Source organism: Streptococcus catagoni, from assembly GCF_011421425.1.
Taxonomy (GTDB): Bacteria; Bacillota; Bacilli; order Lactobacillales; family Streptococcaceae; genus Streptococcus; species Streptococcus catagoni.
Genome location: NZ_WPCW01000001.1, coordinates 439137 through 457152, shown reverse-complemented (window position 1 = coordinate 457152; position 18016 = coordinate 439137). Strand labels below are relative to the sequence as shown.

At 37.6% G+C, this 18016-nt stretch carries 17 protein-coding genes; 15 read left to right on the top strand and 2 right to left on the bottom strand.

The features are described from left to right. The first annotated feature begins 28 nt into the window (after nt 1-28). The 6 genes from HBN42_RS02195 (at nt 29) to pepV (ending at nt 7121) form a co-directional block, all read left to right on the top strand. Nucleotides 29-646, top strand: a complete 618-nt coding sequence (locus HBN42_RS02195) for a hypothetical protein (protein ID WP_165993289.1) — start codon at nt 29-31, stop codon at nt 644-646. 130 nt (nt 647-776) lie between these two features. After that, complete coding sequence (gene pynA, locus HBN42_RS02190; RefSeq protein WP_165993287.1) at nt 777-1481, top strand: pyrimidine 5'-nucleotidase PynA; 705 nt, start codon at nt 777-779, stop codon at nt 1479-1481. A gap of 73 nt (nt 1482-1554) precedes the next feature. After that, a complete protein-coding gene (locus HBN42_RS02185) occupies nt 1555-2928 on the top strand; it encodes an NAD-dependent succinate-semialdehyde dehydrogenase (RefSeq protein ID WP_165993286.1) in 1374 nt (457 codons plus the stop codon). A gap of 193 nt (nt 2929-3121) precedes the next feature. Continuing rightward, nucleotides 3122-4927 (top strand): excinuclease ABC subunit UvrC, encoded by a 1806-nt coding sequence (gene uvrC / locus HBN42_RS02180; protein WP_165993283.1) that lies wholly within the window; start codon nt 3122-3124, stop codon nt 4925-4927. Between the two features lie 60 nt (nt 4928-4987). Beyond that, nucleotides 4988-5590, top strand: a complete 603-nt coding sequence (locus tag HBN42_RS02175; RefSeq protein ID WP_165993281.1) for a nitroreductase family protein — start codon at nt 4988-4990, stop codon at nt 5588-5590. 127 nt (nt 5591-5717) lie between these two features. Then, nucleotides 5718-7121 (top strand): dipeptidase PepV, encoded by a 1404-nt coding sequence (gene pepV / locus HBN42_RS02170; protein WP_165993278.1) that lies wholly within the window; start codon nt 5718-5720, stop codon nt 7119-7121. A 124-nt stretch (nt 7122-7245) separates the two neighbouring features. On the opposite strand, the gene mnmE is transcribed toward pepV, so the two are convergent. Continuing rightward, entirely contained in the window at nt 7246-8622 is a 1377-nt protein-coding gene (gene mnmE / locus HBN42_RS02165) for a tRNA uridine-5-carboxymethylaminomethyl(34) synthesis GTPase MnmE (protein ID WP_165993277.1), read from the bottom strand. Between the two features lie 155 nt (nt 8623-8777). Here mnmE and rpiA point away from each other — a divergent pair, with 155 nt between their 5' ends. The 6 genes from rpiA to HBN42_RS02135 all read left to right on the top strand — a co-directional run bounded on the left by rpiA (nt 8778) and on the right by HBN42_RS02135 (nt 13833). Continuing rightward, complete coding sequence (gene rpiA, locus HBN42_RS02160) at nt 8778-9452, top strand: ribose-5-phosphate isomerase RpiA (RefSeq protein ID WP_165993275.1); 675 nt, start codon at nt 8778-8780, stop codon at nt 9450-9452. 82 nt (nt 9453-9534) lie between these two features. Continuing rightward, nucleotides 9535-10746, top strand: a complete 1212-nt coding sequence (locus HBN42_RS02155; RefSeq protein WP_165993273.1) for a phosphopentomutase — start codon at nt 9535-9537, stop codon at nt 10744-10746. A gap of 17 nt (nt 10747-10763) precedes the next feature. Continuing rightward, nucleotides 10764-11171 (top strand): arsenate reductase (glutaredoxin), encoded by a 408-nt coding sequence (gene arsC / locus HBN42_RS02150; protein WP_165993271.1) that lies wholly within the window; start codon nt 10764-10766, stop codon nt 11169-11171. A gap of 19 nt (nt 11172-11190) precedes the next feature. Further along, entirely contained in the window at nt 11191-12000 is an 810-nt protein-coding gene (locus HBN42_RS02145; RefSeq protein ID WP_165993269.1) for a purine-nucleoside phosphorylase, read from the top strand. A gap of 353 nt (nt 12001-12353) precedes the next feature. After that, a complete protein-coding gene (gene deoD / locus HBN42_RS02140) occupies nt 12354-13067 on the top strand; it encodes a purine-nucleoside phosphorylase (RefSeq protein WP_165993267.1) in 714 nt (237 codons plus the stop codon). Continuing rightward, entirely contained in the window at nt 13060-13833 is a 774-nt protein-coding gene (locus HBN42_RS02135; protein ID WP_165993265.1) for a LytR family transcriptional regulator, read from the top strand. Before deoD ends, HBN42_RS02135 begins: the two co-directional genes overlap by 8 nt. A gap of 110 nt (nt 13834-13943) precedes the next feature. On the opposite strand, the gene HBN42_RS02130 is transcribed toward HBN42_RS02135, so the two are convergent. After that, nucleotides 13944-14858, bottom strand: coding sequence for a LysR family transcriptional regulator (locus HBN42_RS02130; RefSeq protein WP_165993263.1), 915 nt, complete (start codon nt 14856-14858; stop codon nt 13944-13946). A gap of 253 nt (nt 14859-15111) precedes the next feature. On the opposite strand from HBN42_RS02130, the gene cpsA reads away from it, so the two are divergent. The 3 genes from cpsA to HBN42_RS02115 are packed head-to-tail and all read left to right on the top strand — an operon-like array spanning nt 15112 to nt 18007. Further along, the gene (gene cpsA / locus HBN42_RS02125; RefSeq protein ID WP_165993260.1) at nt 15112-16578 is read left to right on the top strand and encodes an LCP family glycopolymer transferase CpsA; all 1467 of its coding nucleotides are present in this window, start codon (nt 15112-15114) and stop codon (nt 16576-16578) included. Beyond that, nucleotides 16578-17309 carry a capsular polysaccharide biosynthesis protein Cps4B gene (gene cps4B / locus HBN42_RS02120; RefSeq protein WP_165993258.1) on the top strand — a complete coding sequence of 244 codons (732 nt, stop codon included), beginning with the start codon at nt 16578-16580 and terminating at the stop codon, nt 17307-17309. Before cpsA ends, cps4B begins: the two co-directional genes overlap by 1 nt. Nucleotides 17310-17317: 8 nt before the next feature. After that, nucleotides 17318-18007, top strand: a complete 690-nt coding sequence (locus HBN42_RS02115; RefSeq protein WP_165993256.1) for a Wzz/FepE/Etk N-terminal domain-containing protein — start codon at nt 17318-17320, stop codon at nt 18005-18007. Nucleotides 18008-18016 lie beyond the last annotated feature (9 nt).

The following is an 18016-nucleotide window of genomic DNA, read 5'->3' as shown; positions in this document are numbered from 1 at the left end:
AATGTACCCCATATGAAAAGGAGACCATGTGAGAAAATACTTACAAGATCTGGAAACAGAAGTTGCTTATTATTTAGAAGTTTTGTTAGCTCTAACACTGACAGCTGCAATGTTTTTCTTTGCCTTTACCCTTATAACAGAACTCCCCGGTTTTTTGTCAAGCAAGACAGACAGTGACCAACTGTTTAACCTTATCCTAGCTAGAGCAATGACTTTGGCAGTTGGTGTCGAGCTGATTAAAATGCTCTCCAAGCCTTCCCCTGGAACAGTCATTGAAGTGCTACTTTTCGCATTGACCAGACAATTAATTGTAGAGCATCCTGATATGGTAGAATTTCTATTAGGAGTTAATGCTGTGGCTATTTTATTTGCTGTGAGACGTTACTTATTTATCCATTTTGATGATTCGACCAGAATGATTGTTCGTGGTAGTCAGAAAATTAGAATGGTTAATATTATGGCTCACACTAAAATTAAGGCTGAAAAAGATGAAGTCCTGCGAGATTTTATCGTGAGAAAATTAAATGAAAAAGAAGAAACTGTTTCAGTAGGAGCAGTAGTCTATTTAAAAAACGTTGCTCTGAGAATTGATAAGATGAACGGATCTCTTATTACTAGAGTTGAACTCATAAAAGGACACTACTAAAAAAGAAAGCATCCTGGCTTAATAGCTTCAGATGCTTTTTTACGTCTTGCGCCTTATAAGAGAAGTTCTGCTTACTATGCTTTTATGTTATAATGTGCAAAAATATGGTTAATTACTAAGGAGGAAGATAATGAGCTATCACTTTTTGTTATTTGATTTAGACCACACCTTAATGGATTTTGATCAGGCAGAAGAAGTAGCCCTGACAGAGCTATTAAAGGAATGCCAAATAAGAGATATTCAGGCCTACAAAGATTATTACAAACCAATGAATCAAGCAATGTGGAAGGATTTAGAACTTAAAAGAATTTCTAAAACAGAACTTGTCAATACCCGTTTTGCCAGATTATTTGATTATTTTGGGCAATCCGTTGACGGGATTTATCTGGCAGAGCGCTACCAGGAACACCTTAAAAGTCAAGGACAAACCTATCCTGGTGCTAGTGCCCTATTAAAAAAATTATCTGAAGCTGGCTTTGAGATATATGCTGCTACAAATGGTATCACAAAGATTCAAAATGGTCGCTTGCAGGCTTCGGATATAAAAAGCTATTTCAAGAAGGTTTTTATCTCTGAACAAGCAGCTAGTCAAAAACCTGACCAAGCTTTTTACCAATGGATAGGGCAACAGATAGCTCATTTTGACAAGGCCAAGACCTTGATGATAGGGGATAGTTTAACAGCTGACATTCAAGGTGGGAATAGGGCTCATATAGATACTGTTTGGTATAATCCCAAGCGTGTTAAAAATTTAAGCCAGGCAAATCCAACTTATGAGGTCAGCAGTTTTGAGGAGCTCCAAGAACTGCTCCTAAAAAATAGTCTGAAAAGTTAATTTCCATAGCAGATTTTTGAAATCGCTTCCTCTTTTTGATAAACTTTAATTATAATACAAAGGAGGCTTATTTATGGCTTATAAAACTGTTTACCCTTATACTAATGAAGTTCTTCATGAGTATGATAATATGACGGAAGAAGCATTAGAAAATGTTTTAGAAGAAGCACATCTGCTCTACAAAAAATGGCGTAAAGAAGATAGGCTCGAAGAAAGAAAAGCACAATTAAAAGAAGTTGCTAGTATCTTACGTCGTGACCGCGATAAATATGCTGAAATCATGACCAAAGATATGGGAAAACTCTTCACTGAAGCTCAAGGTGAAATTGACCTATGTGCTGATATTGCGGATTACTATGCTGATAAGGCCGATGAATTCCTACAATCAACACCCTTAGAAACAGATACAGGTGAAGCTTACTATCTTAAACAAGCTACTGGTGTTGTTTTAGCAGTTGAACCTTGGAATTTCCCTTACTATCAAACTATGCGTGTTTTTGCACCAAACTTTATTGTTGGAAATCCTATGGTATTGAAACATGCTTCAATCTGTCCTCGATCTGCCCAATCATTTGAGGAGCTAATACTTGAAGCCGGTGCTGAAAAAGGTGCCTTTACCAACTTATTTGTATCATATGACCAAGTCTCTAAAGTTATTGAAGACAAACGTGTTGTTGGGGTCTGTCTAACAGGTTCTGAGCGTGGCGGAGCTTCAATTGCTGAAGTGGCTGGTAAAAATCTTAAAAAGACAACCCTAGAATTAGGTGGTGATGATGCCTTTATTATTCTAGATGATGCGGATTGGGATGAATTGGAAAAAGTTCTTTACTTTGCCCGTTTGTATAATGCCGGACAGGTATGTACCTCATCTAAACGCTTTATTGTACTTGAAAAAGACTATGATCGCTTTGTTGAACTCTTAACTAAGATTTTCAAAGAAGCTAAATGGGGAGATCCAATGGATCCAGAAACAACCCTTGCTCCCTTGTCATCAGCTCAAGCAAAAGAGGATGTCCTAGAACAAATCCAATTGGCACTTGATAAGGGTGCAGAATTGATTTATGGTGGTGAGAAAATTGATCATCCAGGTAACTTTGTTATGCCAACCATAATTTCAGGTTTGACTAAAGATAATCCTATTTATTATCAAGAAATCTTTGGTCCAGTTGGTGAGATTTACAAAGTAGCCAGTGAAGAAGAGGCTATTGAGGTAGCAAATGATTCCAACTATGGCTTAGGCGGTACCATCTTTAGTAGCAATCAAGAACATGCTGAGCGCGTGGCAGCACAGATTGAGACAGGTATGTCCTTCATTAATTCAGCTTGGGCAAGTCTTCCAGAATTACCATTTGGTGGCATTAAGAACTCTGGTTATGGACGTGAACTAAGTGAACTTGGATTTACTTCCTTTGTTAATGAACATTTAGTTTATACACCAAAGAAATAAAATCACAGCATTAATCACTTTAAAAGGCTTGGAAGTATAGAACTTAACTTTTAAGCCTTTTTTTTATTATTTTCTCAGAACAGGAGCTTTGCCCCAGCTATTAACCCCCTAGCACTAACAGTGATTAAAAAGAGCTGAGCTTGTCCAGCTCTTTTTTAAGTTTTTATGATTGAAATCTGGTAAAATAAGACTTATGAATGAACTGATCAAACATAAATTGGAATTGCTTCCAGATAGTCCGGGATGTTATTTACATAAAGATAAAAATGGAAGTATTATCTATGTAGGCAAGGCTAAAAATTTACGCAATAGGGTAAGGTCTTATTTTAGAGGCAGTCATGATACTAAGACGGAGATTCTGGTTTCTGAAATAGAAGATTTTGAGTTTATTGTCACTGGCTCTAATACTGAGGCCTTGCTTTTAGAAATTAATTTAATCCAAGAAAACAAGCCTAAGTATAATATCAAATTAAAAGATGATAAATCCTATCCCTTTATCAAGATAACAAATGAAAGCTTTCCACGTCTCTTAATTACAAGACAGATTAAGAAAAAAGATGGTCTTTATTTTGGCCCCTATCCAGATTCTTACACAGCTACTGAGGTTAAAAGGTTGTTGGATCGGATTTTCCCTTTTAAAAAGTGTAAAAATCCCCTTAACAAGGTTTGCTTTTATTATCATTTGGGGCAGTGTAATGCCCACACTATCTGTCACACGGATCAGGCCTATTGGAATGGTCTGATTGAAGACGTCAAGCAGTTTTTAAATGGCAAGGATGATAAAATCGTTAACCAATTAAAGGAGAAGATGCTGGATGCTTCTCAAAAGATGGAATTTGAACGAGCAGCTGAATACCGTGATTTGATTTCAGGAATTGCTACGCTTAGAACCAAGCAAAGAGTGATGAGTAAGGATCTTCAAGATCGTGATATTTTCGGTTATTACGTGGAAAAAGGATGGATGTGTGTCCAAGTCTTCTTTGTTAGACAAGGGAAACTTATCCAAAGAGATGTCAATATGTTTCCTTACTACAATGAAGCAGAAGAAGATTTCTTAACTTATATGGGCCAATTCTACCAGGATAAAAAGCACTTTTTACCTAAGGAAGTTTTTATTCCTTCCACAATTGATGCGGACTTGGTCCAAGCCATAGTAGCAAGTAAAATTGTCAAGCCTCAAAAGGGTGAAAAGAAGCAATTAGTTGCACTGGCTACCAAAAATGCTCGACTTAGCCTACAGCAAAAATTTGACTTGTTGGAAAAAGATTTGAAGAAAACCAAGGGTGCCATTGAACATTTGGGTCACCTTTTAGGGATTAAAAGTCCAAGGAGGATTGAGGCCTTTGATAACTCAAATATCCAAGGAACCAGCCCGGTAGCAGCCATGGTTGTCTTTGTTGATGGCAAAGCAAGTAAGAAAGATTACCGTAAGTTTAAGATTAAAACGGTTATTGGCCCAGATGACTATGCCAGTATGAGGGAAGTTATTTTTCGAAGGTACAGCAGGCTACTAACAGAACAGTTAGCCGTGCCTGATTTGATCATTATTGATGGGGGACAAGGACAGGTCAATGTAGCTAAGGATGTTATTGAAAATCAGCTAGGCCTAAAGATTCCAATTGCTGGTCTGCAAAAAAATGATAAACACCAAACACATGAACTCCTGTTTGGAGATCCTTTGGAGGTGGTGGAATTGCCTCGGAATTCTGAAGAATTTTTCCTACTACATCGTATTCAAGATGAGGTTCACCGTTTTGCCATTACCTTCCATAGGCAAGTCCGCAGTAAAAATTCCTTCGCTTCAAAACTGGATGGTATAGAAGGACTGGGTCCAAAGCGCAAGCAGGCTCTACTCAAGCAGTTTAAAAACATGCAGGCCATTGCTAATGCCTCAGTAGATGAGATTAGAACCTTAGGTATTCCTGAAAAAGTAGCAGTAGCTTTGCTTGATAGCTTCAAAATTGGTGACGATCAAGCTAAAGCAGAAGAAAAAACATGAAACCAGTTTCAAAAAATGGTAGAATAGTTCTACAATATAAATTAGATAGGAAGTTTTACAATGAAATTTCTCGAATTAAATAAAAAAAGGCATGCCTTTAAGCGTTTTAATGACAAGCCAGTAGATTTTAAGGATTTAAGAACAGCTATCGAAATTGCAACCTTAGCACCTAGTGCTAATAATATTCAACCTTGGAAGTTTGTTATTGTTGAGGAGAAGAAGGCTGATTTAGCAAAAGATATGGTTCTTGGAAACAAGGAGCAGGTGGAAGGTGCACAGTATGTGGTTGTTATCTTTTCTGACACTGACCTAGCACAGAGATCACGCAAGATTGCCCGTATCGGTAGGAAATATCTGCCAGATGATTTGATTGGTTACTATATGGAGACTTTACCTCCACGCTTTGATAAATTCATGCCGGATCAAAAGAGTGATTACTTAGCTTTCAATACGGGTCTCGTGGCCATGAACTTGGTGCTTGCATTGACTGACCAGAAGATTGCTTCTAATATGATTCTAGGTTTTGATAAGTCAATCACAAATGATATTCTTGGTATTGATAAGCGTTTCCGTCCAGAAATTTTAATCACGGTTGGTTATAGCGATGATAAGTTAGAACCTAGCTACCGACTTCCTGTAGATGAAATCATTGAGCGACGCTAGAGGATTTGCTGTTTAATTATAGTTACTAAAAGTGGTATACTATTCAGAAAAAAAGAACTAAATAAGTTGTTACTTCGTCGAGTTGAAGCTTATTTAGAGTTTTGAAATATATTAAAGGAGATAATGTATGATTGATTTTAAAGCTGAAGTTGACAAGCGCAAAGAAGCTATGATGGAAGATTTGATAAGTCTTCTAAGGATTAATTCTGAAAGAGATGATTCAAAGGCTGATGATAAACATCCTTTTGGACCTGGTCCAGTTAAGGCTTTGGAACATTTTTTAGCCATGGCAGAACGTGATGGTTACAAAACGCGTAATATTGACAATTACGCAGGTGACTTTGAATTTGGCCAAGGAGATCAAGTTTTAGGGATTTTTGGGCATTTAGATGTGGTTCCTGCTGGAAGTGGCTGGGATACAGATCCTTATGAGCCTGTCATTAAGGATGATCGTATCTATGCGCGTGGTTCATCAGATGATAAAGGGCCAACTTTGGCTTGTTATTATGCTTTGAAAATCATAAAAGAACTTGGTTTACCCGTTTCTAAAAAAGTTCGTTTTGTCCTTGGAACCGATGAAGAATCTGGATGGGGAGATATGGATTATTACTTTGCTCATAATGGCTTGGAAAATCCTGACTTTGGTTTTTCTCCAGATGCTGAGTTTCCTATCATCAATGGTGAAAAAGGGAATATCACAGAATATCTCCATTTTGAAGGAGAAAATGATGGTCCATTTGTTCTCCATAAATTCGATGGTGGTCTGCGTGAAAACATGGTACCAGAATCCGCAAGTGCTCTAATTAGCTCTGCTCATCCCTTAAATGTTCTCTCTGCCGCCTTTGAACAATTCCTTTCTGACTATAAGGTTGAAGGTTCCATTGAAGAAAAAGATGATCTGTATGAGATTACAGTCATTGGGAAGTCTGCTCATGGATCTACACCTGAGCTTGGTATCAATGGGGCAACGCTCTTAGCTAAATTCCTTAGTCAATTTTCATTTGAAGGTCCTGCTCAAGCCTTCTTAAACATTTCTGGTACTACACTTCATGAAGATTTTGATGCTAAAAAGCTTGGCTTAGCCTATACTGATGAGAAAATGGGAGCCTTAAGCATGAATGCTGGTGTATTCCATTTTGATAAGACTTCAAATGATAATACCATTGCCCTTAACTTCCGTTATCCAAAGGGTCTTGATGCTCATGTTATAAAAGCAGGACTAGAAAACTTAAAGGGTATCAGTCAGGTAAGCATTTCAAAACATGGTCATGTGCCACATTATGTCCCTATGGATGATGAATTGGTTTCAACCTTACTAAGTGTTTATGAAAAACAGACTGGACTAAAAGGTTATGAACAAGTCATTGGTGGTGGTACATTTGGACGCCTACTAGAGCGTGGTGTTGCCTTTGGCGCTATGTTCCCTGGTGATGAAAATACCATGCACCAGGCTAATGAATACATGCCTTTAGATAATATTTTCCGTTCAGCAGCTATTTATGCTGAAGCGATCTATGAATTAATTAAATAAAAAAAGAGAGCCTGCTATGGACTGACTCCCATTGGTTAGATTGTTTGTTTAACTTTGGGGGTGCAGTTGATTAGGGCTCTTTTTAATATTTGGGCTCAGGTAAAAAAAGTCCGAAGGACTTTTTTTATTTTCCTAAACAAAATTGGCTAAAGAGTTGGGTGATTAGTTCGTCGGGGGCGGCGTCACCTGTGATTTCTCCTAGAATTTCCCAGGTTCGGGTCATATCAACCTGTAATAGGTCAACTGGCATTCCTAATTCAAGGCCTTCATTGACGGCTTCTAAGCTTTTGAGGGCTTTTTCAATTAGGGAAATATGGCGGCTGTTAGAAAGATAGGTAGCATCTTGTTCAACCAAGCCAGCATTATCAAAGAATAAGCTATTGATGCGATCTTCAATTTGATCAATATTTTTATTGTTGAGTACAGAGATTTCAATATAATCTTCTGGTAATTGATCTTTCTCAATTTGTATCTCAAGGTCGGTTTTATTGAGCAAAATGATACGGTTACTGTCTTGACTGAACTCAAGTAGTGTTCGGTCCTGTTCCGTTAGCTTTTCTGAGGCATTGAGGACAAGTAGAACTAAATCAGCTTCGTTGAGAGCTTTCTTAGAGCGTTCGACACCAATTTTTTCAACGACATCTTCGGTATCGCGGATGCCGGCTGTGTCGACTAATTTTAAGGGTACGCCTTTGATGTTAACATACTCTTCAATGACATCACGGGTAGTTCCAGCTATATCAGTGACAATGGCCTTTTCTTCACGCAAAAGGTTATTAAGCAAACTAGATTTGCCGACGTTCGGACGGCCAATAATAGCAGTGGAGAGGCCTTCACGAAGGATCTTTCCGCGTTTTGCAGTCCTTAGAAGATTTTCTAGGAGGCTTTGAAATTCCTGTGTCTTTTCACGCATGAGAGCAGTGGTCATTTCTTCGACGTCGTCGTACTCGGGATAGTCGATGTTGACCTCTACTTGAGCTAAGGTATTTAGAATTTCCTGACGGGTGTCATCAATCAACTGCTTAAGGGAGCCATCTAACTGCTTAACAGCAATATTCATTGCCTTATCTGTTTTAGCTCGAATAATGTCCATAACAGCTTCGGCCTGGGTTAAATCAACCCGTCCATTTAAGAAGGCCCTCTTGGTAAATTCTCCAGGCTCTGCCATTCTAGCGCCTTGTCTTATTAATAATTGTAGTATCTCATTAGTAAGTGCAATCCCACCGTGGGTATTAATTTCTACCACATCTTCACGGGTAAAGGTCTTTGGCGCTAGCATTAGGCTTAGCATGACTTCATCAACAATGGCATTAGTATCAGGATCAATGATGTGCCCGTAATTAATGGTATGAGAAGGCACTGTCTCCAAATCTTTTCCTTTAAAAACCTTTTTTGCAATCTTTACGGCATCGGTTCCGGACAGGCGGACAATCCCAATAGCTCCTTCACCAAGAGGTGTTGAAATAGCAGTAATGGTATCAAATTCTTTAGTTATATTCATGCCTCTTATTTTAGAATAAGTCAAGCTAGAAAGCAAGATTTTGTTATTAAAAGATCTTGCTGTAAGAAGGCTGGATAAAATAATCTTTTCATTAACAAGTTGGCGCTTTCATGTTATAATAAGGTGTTGAAACTCAACTCAATTTAGGAGGAACAATGGAAGCACTAAAAAAAATGGCTGGAGTCACAGCAGCCCAATACGTTAAAGATGGAATGACAGTCGGTTTGGGAACTGGTTCAACTGCCTATTATTTTGTAGAAGAAATCGGCCGCCGTGTGAAAGAGGAAGGTTTAACTATTGTAGGTGTGACAACCTCAAGTGTTACTACAAAACAGGCACAAGGGTTAGAGATTCCATTAAAATCAGTTGATGAGATTGATTCTATTGATCTAACCGTAGATGGAGCTGATGAAGTAGATAAAAACTTCAATGGTATTAAAGGTGGCGGTGCGGCCCTCTTAATGGAAAAGATTGTTGCGACACCGACTAAAGAATACATCTGGGTTGTGGATGAATCCAAAATGGTTGAACATTTAGGAGCCTTTAAGCTTCCGGTTGAAGTTGTTCAATATGGTGCTGAACGTCTCTTTAGAGTCTTTGAAAAAGCTGGTTACCAACCAAGCTTTAGAATAAAAAATGGTGAAAAGCTTGTGACAGATATGCAAAACTTTATCATTGACTTGGACTTGAAATGTATTGAAAATCCTCTTGAGTTTGGTAGGATGTTGGATGAGACCGTTGGTGTTGTCGAACATGGCTTGTTTAATGGTATGGTTGATAAGGTGATTGTCGCTGGTAAAGCAGGAGTTACTGTACTTGAAGCGCTCTAGACTGACAAGTTGAGCCTTCCTAATTTTAAAATATTATAGGGCCTAGGGAGCCACTCTTAATTTCCCTTAGAATGGAGACACGATGTCACAATTTAATCGTATTCATCTAGTTGTTCTAGATTCAGTCGGTATTGGAGCAGCTCCTGATGCTGACCGTTTTTTTAATGCAGGTACTGCAGATACAGAATCCGACACATTAGGTCATATCTCAGAGAGAGTTGGATTAGACCTACCTAACATGGCAAAAATTGGTCTGGGTAATATTCCACGTGAAAGTCCTCTTAAAACAGTTCCTAAAGAAGATAATCCAAGTGGCTATGTAACGAAACTTGAAGAAGTTTCTTTAGGTAAGGACACCATGACAGGTCACTGGGAAATCATGGGGCTTAATATCACAGAACCCTTTGATACCTTCTGGGATGGTTTTCCTGAAGAAATCTTGACAAAAATTGAAGAGTTTTCAGGCCGTAAGGTCATTCGTGAAGCAAACAAGCCTTATTCAGGTACAGCAGTTATTGATGACTTTGGTCCTCGTCAAATGGAAACTGGCGAGTTGATCATTTACACATCTGCTGACCCGGTATTACAAATTGCAGCACATGAAGAGATTATTCCTTTGGAAGAGCTCTACCGTATTTGTGAATATGCTCGTTCGATCACTTTGGAGCGCCCAGCTCTACTTGGCCGTATCATTGCTCGCCCATATGTAGGTACGCCAGGGAACTTCACTCGTACTGCCAATCGTCATGACTACGCTGTCTCTCCATTCCAAGATACTGTTTTAAATAACTTAGCAAATGCAGGTGTGCCAACTTATGCCGTCGGAAAAATTAATGATATCTTTAATGGTTCAGGCATTACCAATGATATGGGGCACAATAAATCAAACAATCACGGTGTAGATACTTTGCTTAAGACTTTGCAATTACCTGACTTTACCAAGGGCTTTTCATTTACCAATCTGGTTGATTTTGATGCTCTATTTGGTCACCGTCGTGATAGTGAGGGCTATCGTGATTGCTTGCAGGAATTTGATGAGCGTTTGCCTGAAATTATTGCCAATATGAAAGAGGATGATCTCTTGCTAATTACAGCTGATCACGGAAATGATCCGACCTATGTTGGAACAGACCACACCCGTGAGTATATTCCTTTGTTAGCTTATTCAGCTTCATTCAAGGGTAATGGCGTCATCGCACAGGGTCACTTTGCCGATATCTCAGCTACTATTGCAGAGAACTTTGGTGTTGATACTGCTATGATTGGGGAATCTTTCTTGTCAGCTTTAGTCTAATAGAGGAGGTCGGACTTATGGAAGAAATGATCATTTATCACAATCCCAAGTGTGGTACTTCACGAAATGTTCTTGCCATGATTCGTCATGCTGGTATTGAACCTCAAGTTATTGAATATTTGAAAAAACCACCATCAAGAGCCACTTTGCTGAAGTTGATAGCTGATATGGGGGGTGAGGTTAGAGATGTTTTAAGGACAAATGTTCTTGAATTTGAAAAGCACAACTTGCAAGACCTCAGTAAATCTAATTTAGAGATTGTCAATGCCATGCTTGAGGATCCCATTTTAATCAACCGGCCTATTGTTGTTTCTTCAAAGGGAACAAAACTGTGTCGGCCATCAGAATTGCTACTTGATATTCTACCTGTTCCACTTCCAAGCCCTTTCACAAAGGAAGATGGAGAAGTAGTTTATCCTAAATAACTTTTAAAAGGAGACTATTATGTCGTTATTGACTAGAATTAACGAGACGAAGGCGTTCTTACAAGCTAAGGGGATTTCAAATCCTGAATTTGGGCTCATACTGGGTTCAGGACTTGGAGAGTTGGCAGAAGAAGTTGAGAATGCCATCATTATTGATTACGCTGATATCCCAAACTGGGGGAAATCAACTGTTGTTGGTCATGCCGGAAAATTGGTTTATGGAGAACTCTCAGGTCGTAAGGTTTTGGCCTTGCAAGGACGTTTTCATTTTTATGAAGGAAATGCTCTTGAGGTTGTTACCTTCCCTGTTAGGGTGATGAAAGCTTTAGGCTGTCAAGGTCTTGTGGTCACTAATGCTGCTGGTGGTATTGGATATGGTCCTGGAACACTGATGGCGATCACAGATCATATCAATATGACAGGGAATAATCCTTTGATTGGTGAAAACCTTGAGGAATTTGGACCACGCTTCCCAGATATGTCAGATGCCTATACAACTTCATACCGTCAAATAGCTAATAAGGTTGCACAAGAACTAGGAATTAAGCTAGAAGGTGGTGTTTATATAGGAGTTACTGGGCCTACCTATGAAACTCCTGCTGAGATAAGAGCCTTCAAGACTTTGGGAGCTGATGCAGTAGGGATGTCAACAGTTCCAGAGGTTATTGTTGCTGCTCATTCAGGTATGAAAGTACTTGGTATTTCAGCTATTACAAACTTTGCAGCTGGTTTCCAGTCAGAATTGAATCACGAAGAAGTAGTTGAAGTTACACAACATATCAAAGAAAATTTCAAAGGACTGATTAAAGCTATTTTAGTAGAACTCTAAGTTTACTTTAGACTTTGCTGGTTAGTTGAGAGCAAAAAGCTTTCTTGTCCATATGTCCTCTATTAAATTTATTATTTTAAACTAAAAAAGAAAGGATAGGGTTGAGAGTATTCACTCTCTGTATCATGACATTTGAACTCGGGCTAAGGACTTGGTCAAAAAGATAAGTTGTCTAGAAAATCGGGATTTTCTGTCAACTTCCTATTTTGCCTTCGTCCTCTTAACGCCCTTAGTATCATAGGTCTGAATACGGGCGGAGAACTGTGTAAGAAAGATAAACTGTCTAGCATCTGCGATGCGTCGTCAGTTTCCTATTTTTACTTTGTTCTCTGTCGCCCTTTATATCTTAAACTATGTCTATTCATATTTCTGCTCAATCTGGTGAGATTGCTGATAAGATTTTATTGCCAGGGGATCCCTTGCGTGCTAAATTTATTGCTGAGAATTTTCTGGAAGATGCTGTATGTTTCAATGAAATTCGTGGGATGCTAGGCTATACAGGTACTTACAAAGGACACCGAGTTTCTGTAATGGGAACTGGTATGGGTATGCCTTCTATTTCTATTTATGCTCGTGAATTGATTGTTGATTATGGAGTTAAAACCTTAATCCGCGTGGGTACTGCGGGTGCTATTGATCCTGATGTTCATGTGAGGGAATTGGTTTTAGCACAAGCAGCAGCAACTAATTCAAATATTATTAGGAATGATTTTCCAGAATTTGATTTCCCACAAATTGCTGATTTTGGACTTCTTGATAAGGCCTATCATATTGCTAAGAATTTGGGAATGACTACTCACGTTGGTAATGTTTTATCTACAGACGTTTTTTATTCCAACATGTCAGAGCGTAATATGGCCCTAGGTAAATTAGGTGTTAAGGCTATTGAAATGGAAGCAGCAGCTCTTTATTATTTAGCAGCACAGTATAAGGTTAAGGCACTTGGTATCATGACAATATCAGATAATCTTAATGATCCTACTGAAGACACTAGTGCAGAAGAACGTCAAACAACCTTTACTGATATGATGCAAGTTGGACTAGAAACTCTAATTGCTTATGACTGAGCTTGAAAAGACAGTAGATATACTGTTGGATGTCTATGCTTATAATCATGCTTTAAAGATTGCTAAGACCATACCTGGTTTTTCCCCAACTTCTCTTTATTTGATTGAACTTTTGAAAGAAAGACGGGAATTAAATCTTGATTTTTTATACCAACATCAAAAGGAAAATCAAGCCATTGAAGCGCAAACTGCTATGTCTTTAGAGATGAATAGTGGCGTAGAAGAAGAACAGATTGCCAATTATCTACTGGATTTGGAAGTTAAGGTTAAAAATGGAGAGATTATTGACTTTGTCAGATCGGTCTCACCGATTCTCTATCGACTATTTCTGCGTCTGCTGAGAAAAGAAATTCCAAGCTTTGACAGCTATATTTTTGATTCAAAAAATGATCAGTATGATACTTGGAATTTTGAACAGATGAAAGAGGCAGGAAATCCCATCTTTGATCGTTTTCTTTCCAGAAAGCAAAGCCGTAATGTCACAACAAGTAGTCTAGTTGAACTTTTAAGAGCTTCTACCTTAGTAGATGACATTAAAGAAACCATTACTACACTGAGAAAATTTGAAAAATCAGTTCGAAACCCTTTAGCACACTTGATCAAGGCCTTTGATGAAGAAGAGTTGCATCGGACGACTGACTTTTCATCCCAGGAATTTCTGGAAAAAATTATTGATTTGGCAGTTTTTACAGGAGTAAGCTACCAAAGAGACCCCTTTTATTTCGATCAGGTTAATGCACTGATTGAGGCGGGGTTTCAGATATAAAAAATAGCGAAGAAAAGAGAATTTTCTTCGCTATTTTTTATTACTTTTTTGATACTTTCTTTAGGGAGCAATAAGCGTTCTTATAGGATTCATAGCCTTCTAAGAGCTCTTTATTTTTGGGGATCAAAAGGTACTTCCTTGATAAGGTAGTCTATGAATTTTTCTCCCATTTTTGAAAGATTAGCTTTTTCGTGTTTGATATAGATAATATCAATCTTATCTGGAACATCAAGTGGTATAGCTAGGATTTGGTCACCATTTAGGTGATTGTTCAAGACACCACTGGTTACAGTGTAACCATTAAGGCCAATCATCAGATTAAATAAGGTAGCACGATCACTAACAACTATGGACTTCTCATGGGGCATTTGAGACATCATTTCTTCAGAGAAGTAAAAGGAGTTATGAAAGCCTTGATCATAACTGAGGTAGGGAAAGTCCAAGAGATCAGAGGTTTTTAGCTTACTCTTATTTGCTAGTGGGTGGGTTTTACTGACAAAGATATGGGGGTGGGTTTGGAAAAGGACGGTCGGCAGTAGATGGTTGTCATCAAAGAGTTTAGATAAAATATCACGATTATAATCATTGAGAAATAGAACACCAATTTCTGATCGGAAATTTTTAACATCATCAATGATTTCCCAGGTCCTTGTTTCTCTTAGGAAAAGTTCATACTGCCTCATATCCGTTTCTTTAAGGAGACTAACAAAGGCATTGACGACAAAGGCATAATGCTGAGAGGAGACACTAAAAAGTTCTCTATTAGAATTATGGTTTTTATAACGATCTTCCAAAAGAGAGGTTTGTTCAATGATTTGTCTAGCATAGGATAGAAATTCAACGCCATCTTTTGTTAAGGTAATACCTTTAGGATTGCGATTGAAAATGCTAATGCCCATTTCATGCTCCAGGTCTTTGACAGCATTTGATAGACTAGGCTGAGTGATGAATAATTGCTTTGAAGCTTCATTCATGGAGCCGCATTCGACAATTTTGATAATGTAATGTAATTGTTGTAATCTCATAAAAATAGTCTATCCTAATTAAAAGAAAGTTTCAAGGTAAAGTCTTAAAAATGCCTCCAGGCTTTTAAAATAAGCATTTATAATTATTTTTGAATTTTACATTTTTTTATTGCAATCTCATCAAATAAAAAGTTATCTAATAATTCTATAACAATTACAATAAAATTAAATTAGCTGAAATTGCAATTTAATCTTGATGGTGCTATAATTATCCTATATTTTTATGTATTTATAAGGATTTGGAGACAAGATTATGACATCAAAGTCAAGAAGTAAAAAACGTAGTAAAAGCGAGGGAAGTAGTACTTTTACCATTATTAACTTAGCCCTATTAACACTCTATACAATATTATCCATTTTTATTGGATTTATGATGTTTAGTTATAACTTTTTAGCTTTTCGTCACCTAAACATAGGTTTAGGAATTGTCCTAGTGTTTCTTTTTTTTCTGTCTTTAGTTCTCATTTTCAGAAAAAAAGCAAAAATCTTTACCATGATTGGATTAATCCTTAGCAATCTTATTTTGGCTATCATACTCTTAGTTTTTAAGTCAACTATTGATCTAACAGGAGAATTGAACAAGACTGCCTCATTTTCTGAAATAGAAATGTCAGTTTTGGTGCCTAAAGCTAGCACGGTTTCCCAGCTTTCTCAACTGGATAGTCTGGAAGCTCCGGTTAAAAGTGATCAGTCAAACATTGATGAACTTTTAAAAAAGATTAAATCTGATAAAAAAATCCAACTTAAAACGACAGAGGTAGCTTCTTATCAGAAGGCCTATGATAATTTGTTAAATGGCTTCTCTAAAGCTATGGTTATGAATAGTGCTTATAAATCACTCTTAGAACAAAATGGCAATGATTATGAGTCTAAGGTTAAAACTATTTATAAATATACCATCAAAAAAGAAATCCATACTAAGAAGGAAGCTAACTCGGCTAAATCTGGAGTTTACAATGTATACATCAGTGGTATTGATACCTATGGACCGATTTCAACTGTTTCTAGATCAGATGTTAATATTCTTATGACCGTTAATATGAACACTCATAAGATACTTTTAACAACCACACCTAGGGATTCCTATGTCAAGATTCCTGATCAAGGTGGTGATCAGTATGATAAATTAACCCATGCTGGTATCTATGGCGTTGAGACTTCTATGAAGACTTTGGCTAATCTGTATGATATTGACATTAATAATTATGCCAGAATCAATTTCACCTCTTTTTTAACCTTAATTGATCTCTTAGGAGGAATTGAAGTTGAAAATGATCAGGCCTTTACTGTTGGTGGATATGACTTTCCAGCTGGTCACATTTCTTTAAACTCCGAGCAAGCTTTGCGTTTTGTTAGAGAAAGAAAGAGTCTTGAGGGTGGAGATAATGACCGTGGTAAGAACCAGGAAAAGGTGGTTGCTGCCATTGTAAATAAACTAAGTAAGGTTAAATCGCTTTCACAGTTTTCAGCTATAGCTACAGGACTGCAAAATTCTGTACAAACAAATATGAGCTTAAGTCAAATGATGACCTTAGCCAATGCTCATTTAGAAAGTAAGCAAAAATTCACTACAGAATCCCAAGATGTCCAAGGGACAGGGTCAACTGGTGAATTGCCGTCTTATGCAATGCCAGATTCAAAACTATATATGTATAAGCTTGATGATGAGAGTCTTAATCAAGCAAAAGAAAAAATAAAAGCAACAATGGAGGGTAATTAATGATTGATATCCATTCCCACATCGTTTTTGATGTGGATGATGGTCCGCTGACAATTGAAGAAAGTTTGGCTTTAATAGAAGAAAGTTATCGTCAAGGTGTTAGAACCATCGTTTCAACTTCGCATCGTCGCAAAGGGATGTTTGAAACACCAGAAGATGATATTTACAATAAATTTTCACAGGTTAAAAGAGAAGCAGAAAAACGATTTGAAGGCCTTAACATTTTGTATGGGGGAGAATTGTATTATACCAGCGATATCCTAGAAAAATTAGATCAAAAACGTGTGCCAAGAATGAATGATACCCGCTATGCTTTGATCGAATTTTCAGGAGCTACTCCCTGGAAGACCATTCATTCTGCTCTGACAAAAGTACTGATGCTAGGAGTCACCCCAATTGTTGCACATATTGAACGCTATGATGCTTTGGAATACAATAAAAAACGTGTTACTGAACTAATTAATATGGGGTGTTACACTCAGATTAACAGCTCGCATGTTCTTAAAGCAAAGCTCATAGGGGATAAGTTAAAAATTTATAAAAAACGAGCAAAGTATTTCTTAGATGAGGATTTGGTTCATTGCGTAGCTAGTGACATGCATAACCTGAAAAAGCGCCCCCCATATATGAGAGAGGCGAAAAAACTAATCAAGAAAAATTACGGATTAAAACGTGCTAGAGCTCTGTTTGAAACCAATCCACAAACATTAATAAATAATGATTATTTATAGGAGATATTATGAATAACACTGAAAATTCATCAATAGAAATTGATGTATTGAGCCTTTTGAAGAAACTTTGGAGTAAAAAGTTTTTGATTCTTTTCATGGCCCTCTTCTTTGGGACGATAGCCTTACTTGCAAGTGTCTTCCTGATTAAACCGTCTTACACGGCCTCAACTAGAATCTATGTTATCAACCGGCAACAGTCTGACAATTTAACAGCTCTTGATTTGCAGGCTGGAGGTTACTTGGTTAATGACTATAAGGAAATCATTACTTCTCGTGATGTAATGAAAGATGTCATTGCTAACGATGGTTTAACTTCTACACCAGAAGAACTGAGCAAGATGATTAACGTTACTATCCCAGCAGATACACGGGTGATTTCTATTGCTGTTACAAATCATGATCCCCAGCAGGCTAAAAGATTAGCCAATGCTATTCGCGAAGTGGCTTCTGAGAAAATCAAATCAGTTACCAAGGTTGAAGATGTTACCCCGCTTGAAAAAGCTCAAGTACCAACAAAACCCTCGTCACCAAATATCCAACGCAATACTTTGATTGGTATTCTACTGGGAGCTCTACTTACCATTATCTTGATAATCGTTAAGGAAGTACTGGATGATCGTGTCAAACGTCCCGAAGATGTTGAAGAAATACTTGGTATGACACTACTAGGCATCGTTCCAAATACAAATAAGATGTAAGAGGTAAAA